20 protein-coding genes and 1 tRNA gene are annotated in these 23199 nt (G+C 71.7%); 11 read left to right on the plus strand and 10 right to left on the minus strand.

Annotation, left to right across the window (positions count from 1 at the left end; all coding sequences use genetic code 11):
* Positions 1-5 precede the first annotated feature (5 nt).
* Positions 6-674 (plus strand): 5,6-dimethylbenzimidazole synthase, encoded by a 669-nt coding sequence (gene bluB / locus QNA08_RS16200; protein ID WP_283741764.1) that lies wholly within the window; start codon positions 6-8, stop codon positions 672-674.
* A 17-nt stretch (positions 675-691) separates the two neighbouring features.
* A complete protein-coding gene (locus QNA08_RS16205) occupies positions 692-2065 on the plus strand; it encodes an MFS transporter (protein ID WP_283741765.1) in 1374 nt (457 codons plus the stop codon).
* Between the two features lie 97 nt (positions 2066-2162).
* Here QNA08_RS16205 and purH read toward each other — a convergent pair whose 3' ends face one another.
* From purH to htpX, 4 genes are all read right to left on the minus strand, one after another.
* On the minus strand, positions 2163-3755 hold the full coding sequence (gene purH / locus QNA08_RS16210; RefSeq protein WP_283741766.1) for a bifunctional phosphoribosylaminoimidazolecarboxamide formyltransferase/IMP cyclohydrolase: 1593 nt from the start codon (positions 3753-3755) through the stop codon (positions 2163-2165).
* A gap of 135 nt (positions 3756-3890) precedes the next feature.
* Positions 3891-5684: a heparinase II/III family protein gene (locus QNA08_RS16215; RefSeq protein ID WP_283741767.1), complete on the minus strand. Its 1794-nt coding sequence runs from the start codon at positions 5682-5684 to the stop codon at positions 3891-3893.
* A gap of 73 nt (positions 5685-5757) precedes the next feature.
* Complete coding sequence (locus QNA08_RS16220) at positions 5758-7128, minus strand: RsmB/NOP family class I SAM-dependent RNA methyltransferase (protein ID WP_283741788.1); 1371 nt, start codon at positions 7126-7128, stop codon at positions 5758-5760.
* Entirely contained in the window at positions 7128-8087 is a 960-nt protein-coding gene (htpX, locus tag QNA08_RS16225; RefSeq protein WP_283741768.1) for a zinc metalloprotease HtpX, read from the minus strand. The genes QNA08_RS16220 and htpX overlap by 1 nt, the downstream gene beginning before the upstream one ends.
* Before the next feature lie 133 nt (positions 8088-8220).
* Between htpX and QNA08_RS16230 the strand changes: the two genes are divergently transcribed.
* From QNA08_RS16230 to QNA08_RS16245, 4 genes are all read left to right on the plus strand, one after another.
* Entirely contained in the window at positions 8221-8466 is a 246-nt protein-coding gene (locus QNA08_RS16230; protein ID WP_283741769.1) for a DUF1674 domain-containing protein, read from the plus strand.
* 187 nt (positions 8467-8653) lie between these two features.
* Positions 8654-9043 carry a thermonuclease family protein gene (locus QNA08_RS16235; RefSeq protein WP_283741770.1) on the plus strand — a complete coding sequence of 130 codons (390 nt, stop codon included), beginning with the start codon at positions 8654-8656 and terminating at the stop codon, positions 9041-9043.
* 170 nt (positions 9044-9213) lie between these two features.
* Positions 9214-9915, plus strand: coding sequence for an OmpW/AlkL family protein (locus tag QNA08_RS16240; protein WP_283741771.1), 702 nt, complete (start codon positions 9214-9216; stop codon positions 9913-9915).
* Between the two features lie 124 nt (positions 9916-10039).
* The gene (locus QNA08_RS16245; protein WP_283741772.1) at positions 10040-11356 is read left to right on the plus strand and encodes an SAM-dependent methyltransferase; all 1317 of its coding nucleotides are present in this window, start codon (positions 10040-10042) and stop codon (positions 11354-11356) included.
* A 21-nt stretch (positions 11357-11377) separates the two neighbouring features.
* Here the strand turns inward: QNA08_RS16245 and QNA08_RS16250 are convergent, their stop codons facing one another.
* From QNA08_RS16250 to tsaD, 6 genes are all read right to left on the minus strand, one after another.
* Positions 11378-11821 (minus strand): L,D-transpeptidase, encoded by a 444-nt coding sequence (locus QNA08_RS16250; protein ID WP_283741773.1) that lies wholly within the window; start codon positions 11819-11821, stop codon positions 11378-11380.
* Between the two features lie 217 nt (positions 11822-12038).
* Positions 12039-12650 (minus strand): TetR/AcrR family transcriptional regulator, encoded by a 612-nt coding sequence (locus QNA08_RS16255; RefSeq protein ID WP_283741774.1) that lies wholly within the window; start codon positions 12648-12650, stop codon positions 12039-12041.
* Positions 12651-13326: 676 nt separating this feature from the next.
* Entirely contained in the window at positions 13327-15279 is a 1953-nt protein-coding gene (acs, locus tag QNA08_RS16260) for an acetate--CoA ligase (RefSeq protein ID WP_283741775.1), read from the minus strand.
* 289 nt (positions 15280-15568) lie between these two features.
* A complete protein-coding gene (locus QNA08_RS16265) occupies positions 15569-16006 on the minus strand; it encodes an EVE domain-containing protein (RefSeq protein WP_283741776.1) in 438 nt (145 codons plus the stop codon).
* 58 nt (positions 16007-16064) lie between these two features.
* Positions 16065-17054, minus strand: a complete 990-nt coding sequence (locus QNA08_RS16270; protein ID WP_283741789.1) for an NAD(P)H-dependent glycerol-3-phosphate dehydrogenase — start codon at positions 17052-17054, stop codon at positions 16065-16067.
* A gap of 4 nt (positions 17055-17058) precedes the next feature.
* Positions 17059-18114, minus strand: a complete 1056-nt coding sequence (gene tsaD / locus QNA08_RS16275; RefSeq protein WP_283741777.1) for a tRNA (adenosine(37)-N6)-threonylcarbamoyltransferase complex transferase subunit TsaD — start codon at positions 18112-18114, stop codon at positions 17059-17061.
* A gap of 135 nt (positions 18115-18249) precedes the next feature.
* On the opposite strand from tsaD, the gene hemC reads away from it, so the two are divergent.
* The 5 genes from hemC to QNA08_RS16300 all read left to right on the plus strand — a co-directional run bounded on the left by hemC (position 18250) and on the right by QNA08_RS16300 (position 23113).
* A complete protein-coding gene (gene hemC, locus QNA08_RS16280; RefSeq protein ID WP_283741778.1) occupies positions 18250-19182 on the plus strand; it encodes a hydroxymethylbilane synthase in 933 nt (310 codons plus the stop codon).
* Positions 19183-19188: 6 nt separating this feature from the next.
* On the plus strand, positions 19189-19944 hold the full coding sequence (locus QNA08_RS16285; protein ID WP_283741779.1) for a uroporphyrinogen-III synthase: 756 nt from the start codon (positions 19189-19191) through the stop codon (positions 19942-19944).
* A 74-nt stretch (positions 19945-20018) separates the two neighbouring features.
* A complete protein-coding gene (locus QNA08_RS16290) occupies positions 20019-21326 on the plus strand; it encodes a COG4223 family protein (RefSeq protein WP_283741780.1) in 1308 nt (435 codons plus the stop codon).
* A 13-nt stretch (positions 21327-21339) separates the two neighbouring features.
* Complete coding sequence (locus tag QNA08_RS16295; protein ID WP_283741781.1) at positions 21340-22935, plus strand: heme biosynthesis protein HemY; 1596 nt, start codon at positions 21340-21342, stop codon at positions 22933-22935.
* Between the two features lie 102 nt (positions 22936-23037).
* A tRNA-Thr gene (locus tag QNA08_RS16300) sits at positions 23038-23113 on the plus strand.
* Positions 23114-23199 lie beyond the last annotated feature (86 nt).

Raw genomic sequence — 23199 nt, forward strand, 5'->3', positions numbered from 1 at the left:
GCGACGTGACGGCGAGCGGCCAGGCGAACGATGGGGGCGGGGCACCGCAGTTCGATGCGGCTTTCCGCGCTTTGCTCGCCGAGCTTGTCGCCTGGCGGCGCGATGTGCGCCGCTTCAGCGGCGATCCCGTCGACAAGGGCGAGGTTCGCGCCCTGCTCGACCTTGCGATCCTGTCGCCCTCCGTCGGCAACAGCCAGCCCTGGCGCTTCGTCGCGGTGGAGGATGCCGGGCGGCGGGCAGCGATCGTTGCCGAATTCGAGCGTTGCAACGCCGAGGCGCTCGCGACCTACCACGGCGAGCGGGCGGCCGCCTACGCGCGCCTCAAGCTCGAGGGCCTGCGCGAGGCGCCTGTCCATCTCGCCGTCTTCTGCGACGAGGCGCCGGCGGCGGGACACGGCCTCGGGCGCCGCACCATGCCTGAAACCCTGCGCTATTCGGTCGTCATGGCGATCCACACGCTCTGGCTGTCCGCTCGCGCGCGGGGGCTCGGCATCGGCTGGGTGTCGATCCTCGATCCGGCGCATGTGAAGACCGCGCTCGCCGTTCCCGCGGCGTGGTCGTTCATCGCCTATCTGTGCCTCGGCCGCCCTGTCGAGGAGCACCGCGATCCCGAGCTCGTGCGGCACGGCTGGCAGGATCGCCTGCCGCTCGACGACGTCCTCTTCAGGCGCTGACGGCGGAGGAGCCCCCCTTGCACGATCCCGCTTGCGCGAAGACCTATCCGCCGCGGCGCGCAGTGGTGGCATGGATCTTCTTCGACTGGGCGGCGCAACCCTTCTTCACCCTGGTCACCACCTTCATCTTTGCGCCCTTCTTCGCCGCGGCGCTCACTCCGAACCCGGCCGAAGGACAGGCGCTGTGGGGCTACGCCACGGGGCTCGCGGGGCTCACCATCGCCGTCGCCTCCCCCGTGCTCGGTGCGATCGCGGACGTGGCGGGACCGAAGAAGCCCTGGATCGCCGCTTTCGGTGCCCTGCTCGTCGTCGGTTCGGCCGCCCTCTGGTGGGCGGCGCCGGGCAGGCCGCACGCGGTGCCGCTCGCGCTCGTCGCCTTCGCCGTGGGCACGATCGGGGCGGAGTTCGCCACCGTCTTCAACAACGCCATGATGCCGCGGCTCGTGCCGCCGGAGCGCATCGGGCGCCTTTCCGGGGCCGGCTGGGCCATGGGCTATGTCGGCGGGCTCGTGTCGCTCGCGCTGACGCTCGCCTTCCTCGCCGCCGACCCCGCGACGGGGAAGACGCTCCTCGGACTCTCGCCCGCCTTCGGCCTCGATGCCGCCGCCCGCGAGGGAGACCGCTTCAGCGGGCCGCTGACCGCGCTGTGGTTCCTCGTCTTCGTCCTGCCGATGTTCCTTCTCGTGCCGGACGTGCCGCGCTCGCGCGTGCCGCTCGCCGCCGCGGCGCGGGCGGGCGTGGCCCAGCTCGCCGACACGGTGGCCCATGCCCGCCGGCACGGCATGATCGCGCGCTTCCTGATCGCCAACATGGTCTATCAGGACGGGCTCGTCGCGCTCTTCGCCTTCGGCGGCATCTATGCCGCGGGCGTCTTCGGCTGGGGCACGGTCGAGATCGGGATCTTCGGCATCCTCCTCACCGTCACGGGGACGATCGGCGCCTTCGCCGGCGGGCGGCTCGACGACCTGATCGGCGGCAAGCGCGTCGTCATGGGGGCGCTCGCGGTGCTGATCCTGTGCTGCTTCGGCATCCTGTCGCTCGCGCCAGGCCGCGTGTTCTTCGTCCTGGAGGCGTCACCTGCCCTGCCGGGCGACGGGCTCTATGCAAGCCTGCCCGAGAAGATCTACCTCGCGCTCGGGCTCATCATCGGCCTCGTCGCCGGGCCCCTGCAGGCGGCGTCGCGCAGCCTCCTCGTGCGGCTCGCGCCGGAGGATCAGGTCGGCCAGTTCTTCGGCCTCTTCGCGCTCTCGGGGAAGGTCACGTCCTTCCTCGGCCCGACGCTGGTGGCGGTCGCGACGCAGGCGAGCGGCTCGCAAAGCGCGGGGCTGGCCGTGCTCATCGGCTTCTTCGCCCTGGGTGGCGCCGTGCTCGCCGGGGTGCGGCAGCCGTAGCCGGGTCCTTGCACAGGAGGGCGAGAGGGGGCGGCGACCTGCCCGGAAGCCCGCACACGCGCCGACGGCTCCGCGCCCGCTGAGCGGCCTCTCCCGTTCAGTGCCGGAAGTGGCGGTGGCCGGTGAAGACCATGGCGAGGCCGGCCTCGTCGGCGGCCTTGATGACCTCGTCGTCACGCATGGAGCCGCCCGGCTGAATTACGGCCGTTGCCCCGGCCTCGGCCGCGGCGAGCAACCCGTCGGCGAAGGGAAAGAAGGCGTCGGAAGCGACGACCGAGCCCTTGGCGAGGGAGTGAGCGAGGCCCGCGGCCTTGGCAGCCTCGGCTGCCTTCCAGGCGGCGATGCGCGAGGAATCGACGCGGCTCATCTGGCCAGCACCAATGCCGACCGTCGCCCCGCCCTTGGCATAGACGATGGCGTTCGACTTCACGTGCTTGGCGACCCGGAAGGCGAATGTGAGGTCTGCGAGTTCCTGCGCGCTCGGCGCGCGCCTCGTGACGACCTTGAGCTCCATGTCGTCGACGACGGCATTGTCGCGACCTTGGGCAAGGAAACCGCCAGCGACTGTGCGCAGCATCAGGCCGGGGGCACGGGGGTCGGGCAGACCGCCGGTGACGAGCAGGCGCAGGTTCTTCTTGGCCGCCACGATCGCCGCCGCATCGTCGGTGGCGGCTGGGGCGATGATCACCTCGGTGAAGATCTCGACGATCTTCTTCGCCGCCTCGGCGTCGAGCGTGCGGTTGAGGGCGACGATGCCGCCGAAGGCCGAGACGGGGTCGCAGGCGAGCGCCTTCTCATAGGCTTCGACGAGCGTTTCGCCCTCGGCGACGCCGCAAGGATTGGCGTGCTTGACGATGACGACGGCTGCCGTGCGCGCCGGGTCGAACTCCGCCACGCATTCGAAGGCGGCGTCGGTGTCGTTGATGTTGTTGTAGGAGAGCTGCTTGCCCTGAAGCTGGCGGGCAGTCGCGACGCCGAACCGGTTCTCGGGCGTGCGGTAGAAGGCGGCCGCCTGGTGCGGGTTCTCGCCGTAGCGCATGGGCTCGGCGAGCACCCCGCCGAGGGCGCGGAAGGCGGGCGCGGTCTCGCACAGGGTCGCGGCGAACCAGTTGGAGATGGCTGCGTCGTAGGCTGCCGTGCGGGCATAGGCCTTCTGCGCCAGGCGCTTGCGCAGGGTGAGCGTGGTGGCGCCGTCGTTGCCGGCAAGGTCGGCGAGGACCGCTGCATAGTCCGAGGGCTCGACCACCACGGCGACGTCGGCATGGTTCTTGGCCGCGGCGCGGATCATGGCCGGGCCGCCGATGTCGATGTTCTCGATGCAGTCGTCGTAGGATGCGCCCTTCGCCACCGTCGCCTCGAAGGGGTAGAGGCTGACGACGAGGAGGTCGATCGCCTCGATTCCGTGCGCGAGCATCGCTGCCTGATGCTCGGGGTTGGCGCGCACGGCGAGCAGGCCGCCGTGCACCTTCGGATGCAGGGTCTTCACCCGCCCGTCCATCATCTCGGGAAAGCCCGTGACCTCCGAGACGTCGAGGACGGGAAGGCCCGCGTCGGCGAGCGCCTTGCGCGTGCCGCCGGTGGAGACGAGGCTGACGCCGCGCTCGACGAGCGCCCGCGCGAAGTCGATGAGGCCGGTCTTGTCGGAGACGGAAAGAAGGGCGCGGTTGACGCGTTTCAGGTCGCTCGGCATCGCGACGGAACCCTGTGTTTGGCTTGCGGCTGCCGCGGCCCGTCCGCAGGAGAGCGGGTCGCGTCCGGGAAGGCCCGCGCGATAGCACGAAACTGCTGCGCTGCACAAACGCCGGGGCGCCGGCAGCGCACGCATTCAGAACAGGAGATGATCGTCCGCCGTCTCGTCACGGTTGCGCCCGGGGCGGGTGTCGTGCCGGCCGAGACGGCGGAAGCGCCAGCGCACCGTGTGCGTTGTCGCCGGGTCGACCGTCAGCACGATCTGCTCGGTGTGTCGGGTGCCGTCGGGAGCGGCGAAGAAGACGCTCTCCTCGAGCGTCGGTGCCACGTCGTCGGATTCGAAGCTCCAGGCCTCACCGTCGGGCAGCAGCAGCATGACGGAATGGCCGTTCTGCAGCCGGCTCGCCTTCACCGACGGATGCAGGTGAAAACGTACGCAGGCGGCAATCCCCGGTGGCACGGTGCCGACGACGACGAAGCCGTCCTCGCCGTCGAGCCGCTCGCCGCCTGGTTCCAGCCGCCACGAGCGCTCATGCAGGATGCCGAAGCGCGGCTCGTAACCATCGTGCCGGCCACGCAGCGTCTCGACGCCCTCCGCCGCCTCGCGCGCCGTATCGACTTTGCGCGGCCCGGAGAGGATCGGCGCGCCGATGAAGCGGCCGAGCTTCGCGTCGAAGGACACCGCATCGCCCGCACCGGCGAAGTGGCAGGAGGACGAATCGGCGATCGTCACCGTGGAATGAGCGGCGGTGGAGCGGGCGGCAAGCGTCGAGGCCGCGCTGCCGGCGCGTGGCGCGCCGCAGTTGACGACGATTCGGCTCGTCCCGGCCGACAGCTCGAAGGACAGGCAGCCGGCGTGCGCCTCGCTGGAAAACACCGACGGCGGTGGCGGGCCGACATCGGCGATGACGAGGGTGTCGCCCGCCTGCAGGCGCTCGTAGCCGGAATGGGGCGCATGTTCGAGCGCCCGGGCGCGGACGTCGTCGTAGATGAGGAGCGTCGCCACGAGGTCGGGTGCCGTCACGCCCATGCCGTTGAAGAGCGCGAGCGACCCGTCGCCGTGGCGGAACAGGCGCAGCATGGGCATCATCCGGTCGATGGCGCCGAGGAGGGCGGCCGGCGGCTCCACGCCCCGCGCGGCATAGGCCTGGCGCAGCGGCAGGAGGTCGGTGAGGAGATCGACGACGAGGCGCGGATTGCGGCCGATGTGGCCGCCGTCGGGCAGGATCTGGCGCGCCAGTTCTTCGGCGAGGACGCGCGTCGCGAGCTTCAGCGTGCGGCCGAAGCCGTCGAGGCAGAGTCCCGCATAGGCGAGCGCAATGGCGGCGGCGAGGCGCTCCTCGCCGCGTGCGCCGCCGGCGAGCGCCCGCTGCAGCTGTGCCACGCCGCGTCCGAGCGCGCGCAGGAAGCGCTTGTAGAAGCCGTGGTCTGCCCCGTCGAGGACGAGGGGCGATTGGCTCAGGAAGGAGATGAGCCGCCGGGCGACGATGCGCGGCTCGGCGGCGATGCCCTTGCGATCGGCGCCCTGGGCGAGGAAATCGTCGACCAGTGCGCGGGCGTTGGCGCGGGCGAGCGCCGAATCCGCGGCCCGCAGGTGGCGCAGCCAGACGAAGCCGTTGAGCGCCTCGGCCCAGGCGCGCGACGGCGGTTCGGCCTGGAAGGGCGAGCGTCCCTTGCTCGACACCACGCGGCCGCCGAAGGCGAAATAGCCGGCATAGATGTCGCCGGCGACCGTCGGGTCGCTGGTGCGCAGGTCCTGCGGGGCGATGAGCAGGCGTTCGGGCTGCTGGAAGCCGAAGGGCAGGAGAGCGCGCCCGGCGCGCAGCGCGTGGCGGCGCAGGCGCCGCGCGCCTTCGCCCAGCGCCAGCCCGTAGAGCCGCCAGCGATTGCCCAACCCGCCCACGACTGCGTCCGTCCTCCCGAAGCTCATGGCCACGCCCGTTGCGTCGCTCGTCCCCACGACAGCTGTAGCGCGAGATGGTTAAGGTTTCGGTGCCGGTTGTTTACCAAACCCGGCGCAGGCGCGCGGCAAAGAAACCGTCGAGGCCGGCGAGCCGCGGCTCGGCGTGGGGCAGGTGGCACGGAAGCGTGCGCAACTCGCCGTGCAGCGTGATCGCCTCCGCGAGCCCGCCGATCTCCGCGGCGGTGACGGCCTGGCGCTCGAAGGCGGGCGTGCGCATGAGGAAGCTCTCGATCTGACGCTCGCCTTCCTCCGGCTCGAGGGAACAGGTGCAGTAGACGAGACGCCCGCCCGGCCTGACGAGGCTTGCGGCCTTGTCGAGGAGCTTTGCCTGAAGCGTGGCGAGGGCTGTGATGTCGGCCTCCCGCTTCGTCCAGGCGACGTCGGGGTGGCGGCGGATGGTGCCCGTGGCTGAGCAGGGTGCATCGAGGAGCACGGCGTCGAAGGGCTCGCCGTCGAGCGCCAGCAGGTCGGCGGCGAGCGTCTCCACCGTCAGGCCCAGGCGCCGCATGTTGGCCTCGAGCCGGGCGAGGCGTTCGGGCGATCGGTCGACGGCGAGAACGCGGGCGGCGGCGGCGGCGAGCTGCGCCGTCTTGCCGCCGGGCGCGGCGCAGAGATCGGCAATCCTCTCGCCCGGTCGCGGCGAAAGAAGGCGGACTGGCAGGGCCGCGGCTGCGTCCTGCACCCACCAGGCGCCTTCGGCGTAGCCCGGCAGCTCCGGGATGGGCCGGCGCTCGCGCAGGCGGATCGAGCCGGTCGGCAGGAGGAGGCCGCCGAGCCGCTCGGCCCAGGCGGAGGCATCGGCCTTCACCGTCACGTCGACGGCGGGCTCGCACGCATGGGCGGCGGCGATCGCCTGTGCGGCCGTCGCGCCATAGGCCGCGGCCCAGCGTTCGTAAAGCCAGCGGGGCGTATCTGCGGCGGACGCCGGCGTGCCGGGCATGGCCCTCGCGGTCGGATCGTCGGCGACGCGCCGCAGCACGGCGTTCACGAGCTTGGCATAGGGGAAGGCGCGGGCATCGGCCTTGGCGAGCTGCACGGAAAGATCGACGGCGGCATGGTCCGGCACGTCGAGGAGGAGGATCTGCGCCGCCCCGGCGACGAGGATCGCCTCCAGTGCACCGGCATTGCGCGGCAGCCCCTTGGCGAGGCGCGCTGCGAGTGTGGCGCGGATCGTGCCGAGATGCCGGCAGGCTGCGGTGGCAACGGCGCGTGCCAGGGCCCTGTCGCGCTCCGGCAAGTCGGTGGCCGCGGCGAGCAGATGGTCGAGCGTCTCGTCGAGGGGGGCGTGGCGCTGCAGCACGGCAGCCAGCGCCTCGACGGCGATGCGGCGCGCGACAAGGCCCGGCGGATCGGCCGGGCGGCGCGCTGCCTTTGGCCGTGCGCGCCGGGGAGGTGGCTGCGTGTTCAGGATCAGCCCCACGGTCCGCGCGGGCCGCGCCCGACGTTGCCCCAGGGTCCGCGGGCGGCAATGCCGAAGAAGCCGGACTGATCGGGATGCATGGCGCCGTAGCCGGTGATGCCCATCTCGGCGGCGAGCTGCTCGAGAGCCGCGATGCGGTTCTCGGTGGCCGGGTGGGTCGAGAACAGGTTGTCCATGCCCCGCCCGGAGAGCGGATTGATGATGAAGAGCGGCGCCGTCGCGGGGTGGCGCTCCGCGTCCTCGTTCGGGATATGGGCGACGCCGTTGGCGATCTTGGCGAGTGCCGAGGAGAGCCAAAGCGGATTGCCGCAGATGGCGGCGCCGATGCGGTCGGCCTCGTATTCGCGCGAGCGGCTGATGGCCATCTGGATGATCATCGCCGCGATCGGCGCGAGGATGGCGATGAGCAGGGAGCCGACGAAGCCGCCGTGATTGTTCTCGCGGTTGCCGCCGAAGATGGCGCCCCACTGGGCCATGGAGGCGAGCGAAGAGATGGCGCCGGCGATCGAGGCAGCGACCGTCATGGTCAGCGTGTCGCGGTTCTTCACGTGCGCGAGCTCATGCGCCATGACACCGGCGAGCTCTTCGCGCGTCAGGAGATGCAGGATGCCGGTCGTGGCCGCCACCGCCGCGTTCTCGGGATTGCGGCCGGTGGCGAAGGCATTGGGCTGGGGATTGTCGATGAGGTAGACGCGGGGCATCGGCAGCTCGGCCCGCGCGGCAAGCTGGCGCACGAGCCGCACCAGCTCGGGCGCAGTGGCCTCGTCCACCTCCTGCGCGCCCTGCGAGGCGAGCGCGATCTTGTCCGAATTCCAGTAGGCAAAGAGGTTCATGCCAGCGGCGATGACGAGGGCGATCAGCATGCCCCCTGCGCCGCCGATGAGAAAACCGACGACGCCGAAAAGCGCTGTGAGCGCCGCCAGCAGCAAGCCGGTCTTGACGTAGTTCATCCTGTCCTCCGCAACGGCACCCCTCCCGAGGCGGCGCCGTTTCGCGCTATATGTGGGGGAAGTGGCCGCCCTGCCGCAAGGGCGAAAGCCGCGCCGTCCTGATTTGATCCGTTCGCCGAAGGTCGCCGTGACGATGACGAAGCCCGCAGAGAACCTCCAGCACCAGGCCGCCGTCGCACCCACTCCCGCCGGCGCCGCGCCGGGCAAGATCCTGCCGCCCGCGGCGGAGCGTGCGCTCGCCGAAGCGGCCCGGCGCCGCGCCGCCATCGACGCGCGGGCCGCCGCCATTGCCCGCACCAAGGAGATCGACGGCCGCAAGGGCCCCGAGCCGGTGCGCTACGACGATTGGGAAGTGAACGGCATCGCCAGCGACTTCTGAGGGCCGCGCAGGGGCATGGTCGGCTTATGATCCTATAAAGGAACATATTCACAATCTCGCGGCCTCCTGCTAACCTTGCGGCATGATGGTCCGCCGAGCGCTTCCCTTCGCTGTCGTCTTCGTTGCCGGTTTCGCGGCAGGCGGCCTGGTGCGGGTCGGCGCGCCGCGCGCGGGGGACGCAGCGGACATGGCGGCGGATCCCGCATCGGTCGGCGACCTCGGCGCCTACGCGGGCGAGGTGCTGCGCGTCATCGACGGGGATACGGTCGAGGCGCGCGTCAATGTCTGGCTCGGCCACCAGATCGTCACGCATGTGCGTCTGCGCGGCGTCGACGCGCCGGAGCTGAACGCGGCCTGTGCCGAAGAGCGGACCCGGGCGCTCGCGGCCCGCGAGGCGCTTGCCGCCTTCGCGGCCGGCCGCCGCGTGACATTCTCGGCGGTCGGGCCGGACAAGTACTTCGGGCGCGTGGTGGCTTCGCTCGCCGACGAGGGCGGACGCGACGCGGCGGCGACGCTTGTCGCGCAGGGCCATGTGCGCCGTTATGACGGCCGTGCCCGCCGGGGCTGGTGCGGCTGATCAGAGCGACCTGTTGCCTCAATGCAACGCCGTCCGGCGACAATGCTGCAGCGCCCTCCGACTTTGAGCGAGATCAAAACCGGGAACCGGGGCTCTCACCACAGTGCCGGCGCTTTGCGGGGCCGCTGTCGGCATCCGCGCGACGAGGATTTCTGGGGGCCTTATCCATCATGTCACGCTTGCTCACCGCTCTTCTCCTGTCCGCGACCGTGCTTGCCGGCGCCGCCGCCGGCGTCTCGGCCGCGGACCTTCCCGCCCGTCATGCGCCGGTTGCGCCCCCGCCGGCGGTCGACAGCTGGAGCCCGTGGATGCTCCGTGTGCGCGCGCTCGGCGTCGTGCCGCAGGAATCCTCCTCGCTGGAGCTGAACGGCACAGCCATCGCCGGCGACAAGGTGTCGATCAACAACACGGTCGTGCCCGAGCTCGACATCACCTATTTCTTCACGAAGAACATCGCGGTGGAGCTCATCCTCGGCACGACGCCGCACAACATCCGTGCTGCCGGCTCGATCGCCGGCCTCGGCCCGATCGGCCGCACCTGGCTCCTGCCGCCGACGCTGACGCTGCAGTACCACTTCGACATCAACGAGCGCATCAAGCCCTATGTCGGCGCGGGCGTGAACTACACCTTCTTCTACAACACGAAGGCGAAGGGCGTGTTCTCGAGCCTCGACGTGGAGAACAGCTTCGGCTTCGCCCTGCAGGCCGGCGTCGACATCATGCTCGACCGGCACTGGGGCGTGAACCTCGACGTCAAGAAGATCTTCCTCGAACCCGACGTGAAGGCGACCATTCCCGGCGTTGGCCTGGTCACCGGCAAGGTCAAGATCGACCCCTGGCTCATCGGCGGCGGCCTCACCTATCGCTTCTGAGAACCCGGCAAGGGCCCCTCGCGGCGCGGTCACGGCGGGAGGCCGCCGCCGCGCTCGCGGCTAGCGCCCCGGCCCCGGCTCGCCTACGGTGTCCGCCGCATCGTGCGGGCAGCGGAGACGCGGCATGGACAATCGGGAAGCGGCCGGGGACAGGCGTGTTGCGGCGGCGCGGCGGCTTCTCGAGCATGTCGCGGACCATCTCCAGGCCGATCTCGCCGTGCGGCTGTGGACCGGCGAGACGGTGCCGCTCGGGCCCGGAGCGACCGGCGACCTCGCTCTCGTCATCCGCTCGCCGCAGGCGGTCACGCGCCTCGTGCGCTCGCCGCGGCTCGCCACGCTCGTCGAGCTCACGGCGGCGGGCGAGCTCGCCATCGAAGGCGGCACGCTCATCGACGTCGCGGCGCGCCGGGGCCAGGCCAATACGAAGGGGCTCGCCAGGCGCCTCGACAAGAAGCTCGTCGTGGCGTCGCTCCTGCCGTTCCTGTTCGGCTCCTCCGCGTCCTCGGCGGCGAGCCACGCCTATCAGGGCGCGCAGACGGCGCGCGACGAGGCGGGGCGGGACAACAAGGCGCTCGTGCAGTTCCATTACGACCTGTCGAACGCCTTCTACGGCCTCTTCCTCGACCCCGAGATGCAATATTCCTGCGCCTATTTCCCGCACTGGGAGGCGTCCCTCGGGGAGGCGCAGACTGCCAAGCTCGACATGATCTGCCGCAAGCTGCGCCTGAAGCCGGGCGAGCGCTTCCTCGACATCGGCTGCGGCTGGGGCGGTCTCGTCTGCCATGCGGCGCGTCACTACGGCGTCGAGGCCTACGGCGTGACGCTGAGCGAGGCGCAGCTCGCCTTCGCCAGGGAGAAGATCGACCGGCTCGGCCTCGGCGACCGCGTCAGGGTGGAGCTCAAGGACTATCGCGAGATCGACGGCCCCTTCGACAAGATCGCCTCGATCGGCATGTTCGAGCACGTCGGGCTCGACAATCATGGCGCCTATTTCACCAAGCTCAGGGACCTCCTGCGGCCGCGCGGCCTCCTCCTCAACCACGCCATCACGCGCCCCGCGAAGAAGAGCGCACGGGCCTTCCGCAAGAAGCGGCCGGAATATGCGGCGATCGTCGACTACATCTTCCCGGGAAGCGAGCTCGACCACATCGGCGGCTCGGTGACCAGCCTCGAGCGGCACGGCTTCGAGGTGCACGACGTCGAGGCCTGGCGCGAGCATTACGCCCGCACGACGCGCCTGTGGTGCGAGCGCCTCTATGCCAACAGGGAGGCGGCCGCGCGCGAGGTGGGCGAGGCGAAGACGCGGCTGTGGCTCCTCTATCTCGCCGGCGTGTCGCTTGGCTTCGAGCGTGGCTCCATCGGCATCTACCAGACGCTTGCCTCGAAGCGGGCGAGGGGCGCTTCCGGCCTGCCGCCGACGCGCGCGGATCTCTACCGCTGACGGGCCCGCCGGCCCCCGGGCTCAGGGCTCGACGACCACGGGCGTGCCGACCCTGACGCGCTCGTACAGGTCGACGATGTCGGCATTGAACATGCGGATGCAGCCGTAGGAGGCGAAGCGGCCGATGGAGTCCGGCCGGTTGGTGCCGTGGATGGCATATTCGTCGCCCGAGAGGGTGAGCGCCCGCGCGCCCATGGGATTGGCAGGGGTGCCGCCCGGGATGACGGCGGGAAGACGCGGGTTGTCGCGTTTCACCTCGGCGGGCGGCGACCAGGCGGGATTTACGTATTTGCCGTCGATGCGGACGGTGCCCCGCCATTGCTTGCCGGGCTTGCCGACGGCCACGGGATAGCGGATCGCGAACCCCGGCTCGGCAACGAAATAGAGCCGCCGCTCCCTCGTGCGCACGACGATCGTACCTGGCGAGAACCCGTCGAAGCGAACGATCTCGCGGGCCTCGGCCATCGGGGGCGCCGCGCAGGCAAGGGCGAAGGCGAGCGAGGCGCATATCCTCCGCCGGCTGACGCGCGGGGAACGGTGCGAAGGGGCGGGACGCATGTCTGACCTCCGGCAATCGGCCTCCAGTCTGCCCGCGAAGCCCTGAAGGCCTCGCCGCCGCGATCGGCTGCATTCTAGCGACCGCCTTAACGGATTGCGGATGCCCGCGGGCCCTCGCGCCGGCTCAGGGCGCAGCCGGCTTCTCCACCGCGGCGCGGGCGAGATGCTGGATGATGCGCGCGGCTTGCGCGGTGGTGCGCCCCTCGGCCAGCGCATCGAGCGTTTCGAAGCCCGTGAGCATGGCAAGCGTGTCGATCATGGCGTCGCGGCGCTCGGCCGTTGCGGTCGGGGCGAGGCGCTGGACGAGGACGCGCAGGCCCTGGCGTCGCCAGCCGATGCGCTCGTTGAGGGCCGCAGCGAGGGCCGGATCGAGCCCGGCGAGGGCGCTCAGGCGGCGCAGCAGGGCGCGGTCCGTCATCCAGAAACGCACGAAGACCGCGATGAAGGAATCGAGCGCGCCGCGCGGGTCGGGGTCGGCGAAAACGGCGGCGAGATCGGCGAGCTTGCCCCGGGCCGCCACGTCGTCGAACAGCGCCTCGACAAGGCCGAGCTTCGATCCGAACTGGTAGTAGACCGTCATGCGCGCGACGCCCGCGCGCTTCGCCACGGCGTCGATGGAGAAGCGGCTCGCACCCTCGCGCGACAGCAGCAGGGCCGCGCCGGCGGCGAGGATGCGGGCCCGCGTCTCGTCGATGGCGGGCTTGCGCTTGCCGAGGCGGTAGGGGCGAGGGCTCATGCGCTGGCTGTGATTTGATCAGACTGTCTGTATGAACAATACAATCATTTGTACAGACTGTCCGAACGGCGAGATCTTTTATCCAGACTGACTGTCAGACCGACCAATTCAGCCCCGCGGCCAGGACTTTAAAAAAACAAATCCCAGAACGGCTTGGGCTCCGGCGCTTCGGTCCCGCCATGGACCGCCGGAAAAGAATCAGGACGCCCCGGCGATCATGCTTAACGAAAGCCTAACGGCCTGCGGGCCGTCAAGCGGGGCCTCGCGCGCTCCCCAGGGCTGCGTACGCCTAGGGCAGGCGATGGTTGGAGCATGAAGGGGGATCACGGAGGGGGCGGCCGGCTTGACGCGCGCGCCGGCCATTCGGCTCGCCAAGCCGCTCCGACGCGCCGGTGCGGCGCCGCCCGGCGGGCGTGCCGAGGCCGGGTTTCGGAATGTCGAGGCCCCGTATGTCAGCAGTGGCGGTGGAAGGGCGGCCGTCCGGACGCGGCCAACACAGGGGCGTGGCGTCCAGAAGGAAGGCGCTCGGGAGCTGGCTGCCCGCGGTGCTTCTCTCGCTGCGTCACGCCGCGATTCGCGCTGCCGGGGGGAGGCCGACCGGGTGGCCGGACAAGGGAATGCGGTCGAAAACGAAACGGGGCGCCGAAGCGCCCCGTCGGTTGGCGTCTTTGGCAGCTCAGGCTTGGGCGCGCTTGTTCTGGCGGTTGTGGATCAGGTCGTCCACGACGGCGGGGTCCGCCAGCGTCGAGGTGTCGCCCAGATTGCCGAATTCGTCCTCGGCGATCTTGCGCAGGATGCGGCGCATGATCTTGCCCGAGCGCGTCTTCGGCAGACCGGGCGCGAACTGGATGAGATCGGGTGAGGCGATGGGGCCGATCTCCTTGCGCACCCAGGCGACGAGCTCCTTGCGCAGGTCCTCGCTCGGCTGCTCGCCGGCCATCAGCGTGACATAGGCGTAGATGCCCTGGCCCTTGATGTCGTGCGGATAGCCGACGACGGCCGCTTCGGAGACCTTGGGATGGGCGACGAGGGCGCTCTCCACCTCCGCCGTGCCCATGCGGTGGCCGGAGACGTTGATGACATCGTCGACGCGGCCGGTGATCCAGTAATAGCCGTCCGCGTCCCTGCGGCAGCCGTCGCCCGTGAAGTACTTGTCGGGATAGGTGGAGAAGTAGGTATCCATGAAGCGCTTGTGGTCGCCGTAGACCGTGCGCATCTGGCCGGGCCAGGAATCGGCGATGACGAGATTGCCCTCGGCCGGACCCTCGAGCACCTTGCCCTCGGCATCCACGATCTCGGGCTTGACGCCGAAGAAGGGCCGCGTGGCGGAGCCGGGCTTCAGCCGCGTGGCGCCGGGCAGCGGCGTGATGAGGATGCCGCCCGTCTCGGTCTGCCACCAGGTGTCGACGATGGGACAGCGTCCCTCGCCGACGACGCGGTGGTACCACTCCCAGGCTTCTGGATTGATGGGCTCGCCCACCGTGCCGAGGAGCCGCAGCGAGGCGCGGGATGTTCTCGTCACCGGCTCCTCGCCCGCCTGCATCAGCGAGCGGATGGCGGTCGGCGCCGTATAGAAGACGTTGACCTTGTGCTTGTCGACGACATCCCAGAAGCGCGAGATCGAGGGATAGGTGGGGATGCCCTCGAACATCAGCGTCGTGGCGCCGTTGGCGAGCGGGCCGTAGACGATGTAGCTGTGGCCCGTTACCCAGCCGACGTCGGCCGTGCACCAGTAGATGTCGCCGTCGTGGTAATCAAAGACGTACTGATGCGTCATGGCGGCATAGACGAGGTAGCCGCCGGTCGTGTGCAGCACGCCCTTGGGCTGGCCCGTCGAGCCCGAGGTGTAGAGGATGAACAGCGGATCCTCCGCGTTCATCTCCACCGCCGGGCATTCGCTCGTCACCATCTTGGCAGCCTCGTGGTACCAGACGTCGCGGCCCGGTTCCATGTTGACCGCTCCGCCGGTGCGGCGCACGACGACCACATGCTCGACCGTGTTGCCGAGGCGCTCGAGCGCTGCATCCGTATTGGCCTTGAGCGGCACCTTGCGGCCGCCGCGCAGGCCTTCGTCGGCCGTGATCACCACTTTCGAGCGGCAGTCGGCGATGCGGCTCGCGAGCGAATCGGGTGAGAAGCCGCCGAAGACCACCGAATGGATGGCGCCGAGCCGCGCGCAGGCGAGCATGGCGAAGGCCGTCTCGGGGATCATCGGCATGTAGATGGTGACGGTATCTCCCTTGCCGACGCCGCGGTTGCGCAACACGTTGGCAAAGCGGCAGACCTCGTCGTGCAGCTCCTGGTAGGTGACGTGGCGCGACTCGGCGGGGTCGTCCCCCTCCCAGATGATCGCCGTCTGCTTGGCGCGGGCAGGCAGGTGCCGGTCGATGCAGTTGTAGGCGACGTTGGTGGTGCCGTCCTCGAACCAGCGGATCGAGACCTTGCCCTGCGCGAAGCTGGTGTTCTTCACCCTGTGGTAGGGATGGAACCAGTGGATGCGCTTGCCGTGCTCGCCCCAGAAGGCCTCCGGGTCGCGCACCGACGCCTCGTACATGGCGCGGTACTTGGTGTCGTCCACATAGGCGCGCTTCGCCCAGTCGGCAGGCACCTCGTAAACCTTCTCCTCCATGCCGTCCTCCCGATGATTCGGCTTTCGATCCGCGCATCCTGCCTGGCAAGCGACCGTGAACGGATTGTCCCCTCCGTCGCGGCCGGGCCATCGGCGGGCACGGCAAAACCGGAAGCGGGTGGGCTTGCCCCCGCATTTTTGGGCATTATGCGAACCGTGGCGACAGCCGACAAGGCGCTCGCGCCTCGCACTTTGGTCGCGCGACCATCGATGCAGGAGCCATCCCGGGCCCGGATGATGCTCCCGGGGCCGCAGGCCGCGGCCCGCCGCTCCCGAGGGGCGGGAGTGCTCAGGGTTTCCCGGCGAGGCCGCCGAGGCCGCCGAGGGCGCAGACGACATCCCACTCCGCCTCGGTCACCGGTTGCACCGAGAGCCGCATTGACGTGACAAGCGCCATCTTGGACAGGCGCGGATCGGCCTTCACTTCGGCGAGCGACACCGGCCGTGGCAGAGGCTCGACGGCCTTGAAATCCACCACCACCCAGGGCTCGCCCGGAGCAGCGGCGGGATCGGGATAAGCCTCACGGATCACCTCGACGACGCCGACGATCTCCTTGCCCTCGTTGGAGTGGTAGAAGAAGGCGCGCTCGCCGAGCCGCATCGCCATCAGGTTCAGCTTGGCGAGATGGTTGCGCACGCCATCCCAGTGCGTACCCTTCGCCCCCGCCTTCACCTGGTCGTCCCAGGACCATTTGAAGGGTTCGGATTTCACCAGCCAGTATGCCATCGTCGTTCTTTCCTCTGCCGGCCGCCCCGTGGCCCACCGTCGACACGTCTCGGCCCGCTCACGCCTCGGCCCTGATCGGCCGGTGGAGCAGGGAATCGATTGCCTCCCCCACCGTCAGCGCTCCCGAAAGCACGGCATCGACGGCCTCCGCCACGGGCATCTCGACGCCCCTGGCGCGGGCCATGGCGACGAGCGCTGCAGCCGTGAGGGCGCCCTCGGCCAGCCTGCCGCCCGCGGCCTCAGCCGCCGGCACGCCGCGGCCGAGGGCGTCGCCGAAGGCGAAGTTGCGCGACTTGGGCGAGCCGCAGGTGAGCACCAGGTCACCGAGGCCCGACAGGCCCATCAGCGTCTCGGGCCGCCCGCCCCAGGCGCGGGCGAAGCGCGTCAGTTCCGCAAAGCCGCGGGCGACGAGTGCGGCGCGGGCGCTCTCGCCGAGGCGCCGGCCCATGACGATGCCGCAGGCGATGGCGAGCACGTTCTTGGCGGCGCCTCCGATCTCGACGCCGCGCGGATCGCCGCCGTGATAGATGCGGAACGTGGGGCTCGACAGGGCGGCGGCGAGCTCGGCAGCAAGCGCCTCGTCGGCGGCTGCCAGCACCACCGCCGTCGGCAGGCCGCGCGCCACGTCGCCGGCGAAGCTCGGGCCGGAGAGGACCGCGGGCAGCGCTGCCGGCATCACCTCGGCCACGACCTCCGTCATGAAGCGGCCGCTTCCCCTCTCGATTCCCTTGGCGCAGACGACGACCGGTGTGCCGGGCGCGATCACCGGCGTGAGCGCGGCGGCGACCTCGCGCACCGCCTGGGCCGGGACCACGAGGAGCACAAGGCGCGCCGCGGCGAGGTCGCCGAGCGCGGCGGTGACCGTCATGCCCGGCGCGAGCGGCACGCCCGGCAGGAAGCGGGCATTCGTCCGCGTTTCGGAGAGGAGGCGCGCGTGCTCGGGGTCGCGCGTCCAGAGCACGACCTTGCGTCCGGCGAGGGCGGCGGCGTTGGCGAGCGCGGTGCCCCAGGCGCCGGCTCCGACGACGGCAACGGGATCGCGCGCCATCGGTTCAGGCCCGGCCATTGACGGGCTCGGCCGTCGTGTCGAGCGGCCAGCGCGCGCGGGCCGGGGCGGTGAGATCGTCGGTGAGGCCGAGGCGCAGGCGCTCGAGCCCGGCCCAGGCGATCATGGCGCCATTGTCGGTGCACAGGGCGGCCGGCGGCGTCACGAGCTTGAGGCCGGATTCGGTGGCGAGGCGCTGCAGGCCGCGGCGGATCGCCTGGTTGGCGGCGACACCGCCGGCGACGACGAGCGCCGTCGGGTGGCCGGCGCGGTCGCGGAAGCTGCGCAGGGCCGCACGCGTGCGGTCGACGACGACGTCGACGATCGCCGCCTGGAAGGAGGCGCAGAGGTCGGCGACGTCGGTCGCCGAGAGGGGCGCGATGCGCTCGGCCTCGAGCCGTACCGCGGTCTTGAGGCCGGAGAGGGAAAAGTCCGGTTTCGGCCGTCCGATCATGGGGCGGGGCAGGGCGAAACGGTCGGGGTTGCCGTGCGCCGCCTGCCGCTCCACCTCCGGGCCGCCGGGATAGGGCAGGCCGAGCATCTTGGCCGTCTTGTCGAAGGCCTCTCCGATGGCATCGTCGATCGTCGTGCCGAGGCGGACGTAGTCGCCGACGCCGCGCACGGCGACGAGCTGGGTGTGGCCGCCGGAGGCGAGCAGCAGAAGGTAGGGAAAGGCGAGCCCGTCGGTGAGGCGCGCGGTCAGCGCATGCGCTTCGAGATGGTTGACGGCGATGAGCGGCTTGCCGGCGACGAGCGCCAGCGCCTTCGCCGTCGTCAGGCCGACGATGACGCCGCCGATGAGGCCGGGACCGGCGGCGGCGGCGATGCCGTCGATCTCCGCCATCTCGACCTTGGCGTCGGCGAGCGCGCGCGCCACCAGCCGGTCGAGGACTTCGACATGGGCGCGGGCGGCGATCTCGGGCACGACGCCGCCGTAGGCCGCATGCTCGGCAATCTGGCTGAAGACCTCGTTCGACAGGATGCGCCCGCCGCCGTCGGGGCCGAGTTCGACGACGGCCGCCGCCGTCTCGTCGCAGGTGGTCTCGAGGCCAAGGACGCGCATGGTCACCAGTCGTTACGCCGCACTTCGGATTCGTGCCCCGTCACCCTATAGTCCGCGCCGAGCGCGGCGCAAATGCCCGCCGTGCGCGAAAGACCCCGCGCAAGACCGCGCGAAGGACCATTCGGAGCGATCATCGTGAGCATCAGCCTTCCCGACAGCCTCGTTCTCGGCACGCGCGGCAGCCCGCTCGCGCTGGCGCAGGCGCGGGAGGTGCAGGCAAGCCTCGCCGCCGCGCTTGGCGTCGCGCTCGATCACATCGCGCTGAGCCTCATCAAGACGACGGGCGACACGATCCAGGACCGGGCGCTCGCCGAGGCGGGCGGCAAGGGGCTCTTCACTAAGGAGCTCGACGCCTCGCTGCTCGACGGGCGCATCGATCTCGCCGTGCATTCGGCCAAGGACATGCCCACCGTCCTGCCGGAGGGACTGGTCATCGCCGGCTACCTGCCGCGCGAGGACGTGCGCGATGCGCTCATCTCGATCAAGGCGAAGAGCCTCGGCGAGCTGCCGTCGGGAGCAGTCGTCGGCACGGCTTCGCTCCGCCGCCAGGCGCAGGTGCTGCGCCAGCGGCCGGACCTGAAGGTCACGCTGCTGCGCGGCAACGTCGGCACGCGTATCGCCAAGGTCGAGAGCGGCGAGGTCGACGCGACGCTGCTCGCGCTCGCCGGCCTCAAGCGCCTCGGGCTCGCCCACAAGGCGGCCGCAATCCTCGATACCGGCGCCTTCCTGCCCGCCATCGGCCAGGGCGCCATCGCCATCATCACGCGCGAGCAGGACGTGCGGACGCGCGAGGCGCTCCTGCGCATCACCCACCCGGAAACGGGCGTGGCGCTCGCCGCCGAGCGCGCCTTCCTGCGCGTGCTCGACGGTTCCTGCCGCACGCCCATCGCCGGCCATGCCCGTGTCGAGGCGGGCGAGGTCCATTTCCGCGGGCTCGTTCTGGCGCCCGACGGCAGTGACGCGGTGGCAGTGGAGCGCCGGGGGGCCGCCACCGAGGCGGCGGAGCTCGGCGAGGACGCCGGCCGCGAGGTCGTCGCCCGGGCGCGGCCCGCGCTCCTCGGGCACTGAACGGTCATGCGCGTGCTCGTGCTGCGCCCGCTCGCCGACGCCGAGCGCACGGCGGCGCGCCTTGCCGCGCGCGGACACGAGGCCGTGTGTGCGCCGGTTCTCGCGGTGCGACGCACGGAAGCGGAACCGCCGTCCGGGCCGTTCGATGCCCTCGTGCTGACGAGTGCCAATGCGCTCGTGGCCGTCGACGCCCTGCCGCAGGCTCACCGCTGCCTGCCTGTCCTCGCCGTCGGCCGGCGCACCGGGAAGGCGGCGCAGGACGCCGGCTTCGCGCCGGTGCATTGCGCCGAGGGAGACCGGCTGTCGCTCGCCCGCCTCGCGGCGGGATTGCTGCGCCCCGGTTCGCGCCTGCTCATGGCTCTCGGACGTGATCACAAGGAGGACACGCTGCCGCTGCTCACCGCTGCCGGCTTTGCGCCCGTGCCGTGGATCGCCTATGCCGCGGAGGCGGCACCGGCCTTGCCGGCGGCGGGGCGGCACGCGCTCGCCGGGGGCCGCGTCGAGGCCGTGCTCCATTATTCGCGGCGCAGTGCGGCGATCGGTCTTGCGCTCGCCCGCGCGGCCCGCCTCGAGGAACCATTTCTCGCTTGCGACCACGTCTGCCTGTCGCAGGACGTCGCGGAGCCCCTCGCCAGGGCCGGGGCGCAACACATCGTCGTCGCGGCCGTCCCGGATGAGGACTGCCTCCTCGCCGCGCTCGACGGCCTCGCTGCTCGGACCTCGGGTGCTCCAGGCTCGCCACCGCAGCCCGGAGGATGGTAAGGACAGGGGCAGAGACTGGTCCGGGGGCGCAGCGCGATGCCGGTCCCGGACGCACATGGCGGAGAAGCCGGCGGATGAGCGACGAGACGGGCAGGGACGAGGCGCAGGGACCGGGGCGGTCGAAGCCGCGGCGCGAGCCGCCGACGATCGACCTCGAGGCTTCCGCCGTCTCGGTCGAGCCGGGTCCGGCCGCAGCCGCGGCGGCACAAGGGGCCGGGCCGCAGCCGGCGCTGCCCTCGGAGGCTGCCGAAACACCTTCCGCCATGCCGGCCGGCCAGCCGGACGGCGAGGAGGCGCGGCGCGCGGTCGAGGAGGGCGGGGAAACGCCGGAGGCCGGGGAGGCGGGCGGCGAGGCTGCGCCCTCTCGCGACACCGCTGTGAGGACGGCGGCGCTCAGCGGCTACGGCGTTCGCGCCCTGGCGCTCGCCGGTGGCCTCGGCGGCCTCGCGGGAGCGGTCGCGGTCCTCCTGCTGCAGCCCCTGATCGCACCCACCGATACGACCGCCGCGCGTCTCGCCGTGCTCGAGCGCAGCGTCGCCATCTTGTCCTCCCGCGGCCAGACCGAAGCCCTGGACAAGCGCCTCGGCGCCGTCGCCGCCGACGCGAAGGCGATGGCCGACCGCCTCAACGAGCGCATGGGCGAGGTCGAGCGCAAGCTGCAGGAGGCGCTGCAGGCTCAGGCCACGGGCACCCTGCCGGGGATGTCGGGCGAGAGCCAGGCGGCCGCTGCCGCCCGCCTCGCGCAGGTCGAGGCGGCGCTCGCCGAGAGGGGGAAGGCGACAGACGGCAGGCTCGACGAGATCGAACGGCGGCTTTCAGTCCTTGCCCGCGAGCGCGGCGACGGGCGCGTGCAGGCGGCGGCGCGGGCGCTTGTCGCCGGCCGCCTCGCCGAGGCGGCGCGACGCGGGGAGCCCTTCGACGCGCCGCTCGCCGGCCTTGCCGCCCTCGGGGTCGACCCGGCAAGGCTCGCGTCACTCAAGGCGACAGCGGCCACCGGCGTCGCCACGACAGCGGGGCTGGCGCGCGACTTCGCGCCGCTCGCGGCGCAGATCGCCGCCGAGCCGGCGCCGGCGGCCGGGGCCGGCCTGTGGGACCGCCTCGTCGCGAGCGCCGCGCGCGCCTTCCGCGTGCGCCCGGTGGACGATGGCTCGGGACAGGGCCCGGGGGCGCAAGGTCCCGCGGCGCTTGTGGCGCGCATCGAATCGGCCCTCGCCAAGGGCGACCCGGCGGCGGCTCTCACCGCCTGGCGGATGCTGCCGGAGCCTGCCCGCCGCGCCTCGGAGGCCTGGGGGCGGCGGCTCGAGGCGCGCGTCGCGGTGGATGAGATGGCGGCGGCCTTGCAGAACGAGGCGGTGCAGGCTCTGGGCGCCGCCGGCCGCTGACGGGAGAGAGAGCATGATCCGCGTCCTTATCTTTCTCACCGTCCTCGCCCTCGTCGCGCTCGGCGCCGCCTGGCTCGCCGACCAGCCCGGGCAGATCGTCATCACCTGGGGCAGCTACAGGGCCGAGCCGCCGCTGCCCTATGTGATCCTCGCCGTCTTCGCCTTCGCGGCGCTGGCCGTCCTGCTGTGGACGCTGGTGCGTTTCGTCTTCAGGCTGCCGGACCTCGTGACGCTCGCCTCGCGCGCGCGGCGGCGCACGAAGGGCTTCGCCGCCGTGTCGCGCGGCATGGTCGCCGTCGGAGCGGGCGATCCCGCGGCTGCGCGGCGCCATGCGGGCGACGCCGAGCGCTGGCTGGGGCGCGAGCCGCTGACCCTGCTCCTCAAGGCGCAAGCCGCCCAGATGGCGGGGGACCGCGAAGGGGCGGAAGCCGCCTTCAGCGAGATGCTGGACGAGCCCGAGACGCGGGTGCTCGGCCTGCGCGGGCTTTTCGTCGAGGCGCGGCGCAAGGGCGACCTCGTTGCCGCGCGCGCCCACGCGACGAAGGCGGCACAGCTCGCCCCGAGCGTCGGCTGGGCGAACGAGGCCGTGCTGGAATTCCAGTGCGCCGAGCGCGACTGGCGCGGCGCACTCGCGACGCTCGAACGGCGCGCCGGCCGCGGCACTATCGACAGGGCGACCGCACGCCGGCATCGCGCCGTGCTTCTCACGGCGGATGCGCTGGAGCGGGTCGACCGTGAGCCAGCCGCGGCCCTTGCGCAGGCCAAGGAGGCCGCGAAGCTCGCGCCCGACCTCGTGCCGGCGGCGACGCTCTCCGGCCGCCTGCTCGCCCGCGGTGGCTACCTGCGCAAGGCCGCCAAGGTGCTGGAAGCGGCGTGGCGGCGCGGGCCGCATCCCGACCTTGCCGCTGCCTATCTCGACTTGCGCCCCGGCGATTCGGCGCTCGACAGGCTGGGCCGCGCCGAGACGCTCATGCGCCTCGCGCCCGGGCATGCCGAAGGCCGGCTGGCGGTGGCCGAAGCCGCCCTCGGGGCGCGCGAATTCAAGCGGGCGCGCGCGGCTCTGGCGCCGCTCCTCGACGAGCGGCCGACGGTGCGCGTGTGCCTGCTCATGGCCGATATCGAGGAGGCCGAACACGCCGCCGCGGGGGCCGTGCGCGAATGGCTTGCCCGGGCCTCGCGCGCCCCGCGCGATCCGGCCTGGCTCGCCGACGGTGTCATCAGCGACCGCTGGGCACCGGTGTCGCCGACGACGGGGCGCATCGATGCCTTCGTCTGGGGCACGCCCGTCGAGCGGATCGCGGCCCCGAGTGGCGCCGGCGGGCCGGATGCCGTGCTCGCCGATGCCGACGAGCCCGCGGCTCCCACTGCGGAAGCTCCCGCACAGGCGATTCCCGCGCTCCCGCGGGAGCAGCCGGCGCCGCCACCTCCGCCCGCGGCCGTGCCGCAGCCGGTGACGCCTGCTCCCGGTCCGCCGGACACCGTGGCGGCGACGCGGCGGAGCGCAACCCCGGTCATCTTCCCCCTGCCCGCGCCCCCGGACGACCCGGGGCCGCAGGAGGCGGAGGAGCTGGCCGAGGAACGCCCGAAGCGCCTGACCGTCCTCGGCTGAGGAACGGTCGCAGGAAACGGCATCGCCTCTCTGGACAATCGCCGCCGGGCGTTCGTGATCTCTTGCCAGCCGCCCGCATTGCCGCTATGAGGGCGCCCGCGTGCCGCGGTAGCTCAGCTGGTAGAGCAACGCATTCGTAATGCGTGGGTCGGGGGTTCGAATCCCTTCCGCGGCACCAGTTTCTCCCTGAGCGGTCCGAGACATGGGTGACAGGACGTACCGGACACATGGGTGACACTTCCCCCAGGCGCGCCTGGGGGAAGT

It is taken from the genome of Chelatococcus albus, assembly GCF_030067675.1.
Lineage (GTDB): Bacteria > Pseudomonadota > Alphaproteobacteria > Rhizobiales > Beijerinckiaceae > Chelatococcus_A > Chelatococcus_A albus.

Coding starts and splice junctions, on each gene's coding strand:
- purH (WP_283741766.1), bottom strand. CDS start 3,755: ATGCCGAGCGACCTGAAACGCGTCAACCGCGCCCTTCTTTCCGTCTCC.
- QNA08_RS16215 (WP_283741767.1), bottom strand. CDS start 5,684: ATGAGCTTCGGGAGGACGGACGCAGTCGTGGGCGGGTTGGGCAATCGC.
- htpX (WP_283741768.1), bottom strand. CDS start 8,087: ATGAACTACGTCAAGACCGGCTTGCTGCTGGCGGCGCTCACAGCGCTT.
- QNA08_RS16230 (WP_283741769.1), top strand. CDS start 8,221: ATGACGAAGCCCGCAGAGAACCTCCAGCACCAGGCCGCCGTCGCACCC.
- QNA08_RS16235 (WP_283741770.1), top strand. CDS start 8,654: ATGGCGGCGGATCCCGCATCGGTCGGCGACCTCGGCGCCTACGCGGGC.
- QNA08_RS16240 (WP_283741771.1), top strand. CDS start 9,214: ATGTCACGCTTGCTCACCGCTCTTCTCCTGTCCGCGACCGTGCTTGCC.
- QNA08_RS16245 (WP_283741772.1), top strand. CDS start 10,040: ATGGACAATCGGGAAGCGGCCGGGGACAGGCGTGTTGCGGCGGCGCGG.
- QNA08_RS16250 (WP_283741773.1), bottom strand. CDS start 11,821: ATGGCCGAGGCCCGCGAGATCGTTCGCTTCGACGGGTTCTCGCCAGGT.
- QNA08_RS16255 (WP_283741774.1), bottom strand. CDS start 12,650: ATGAGCCCTCGCCCCTACCGCCTCGGCAAGCGCAAGCCCGCCATCGAC.
- acs (WP_283741775.1), bottom strand. CDS start 15,279: ATGGAGGAGAAGGTTTACGAGGTGCCTGCCGACTGGGCGAAGCGCGCC.
- QNA08_RS16265 (WP_283741776.1), bottom strand. CDS start 16,006: ATGGCATACTGGCTGGTGAAATCCGAACCCTTCAAATGGTCCTGGGAC.
- QNA08_RS16270 (WP_283741789.1), bottom strand. CDS start 17,054: ATGGCGCGCGATCCCGTTGCCGTCGTCGGAGCCGGCGCCTGGGGCACC.
- tsaD (WP_283741777.1), bottom strand. CDS start 18,114: ATGCGCGTCCTTGGCCTCGAGACCACCTGCGACGAGACGGCGGCGGCC.
- QNA08_RS16285 (WP_283741779.1), top strand. CDS start 19,189: ATGCGCGTGCTCGTGCTGCGCCCGCTCGCCGACGCCGAGCGCACGGCG.
- QNA08_RS16290 (WP_283741780.1), top strand. CDS start 20,019: ATGAGCGACGAGACGGGCAGGGACGAGGCGCAGGGACCGGGGCGGTCG.
- QNA08_RS16295 (WP_283741781.1), top strand. CDS start 21,340: ATGATCCGCGTCCTTATCTTTCTCACCGTCCTCGCCCTCGTCGCGCTC.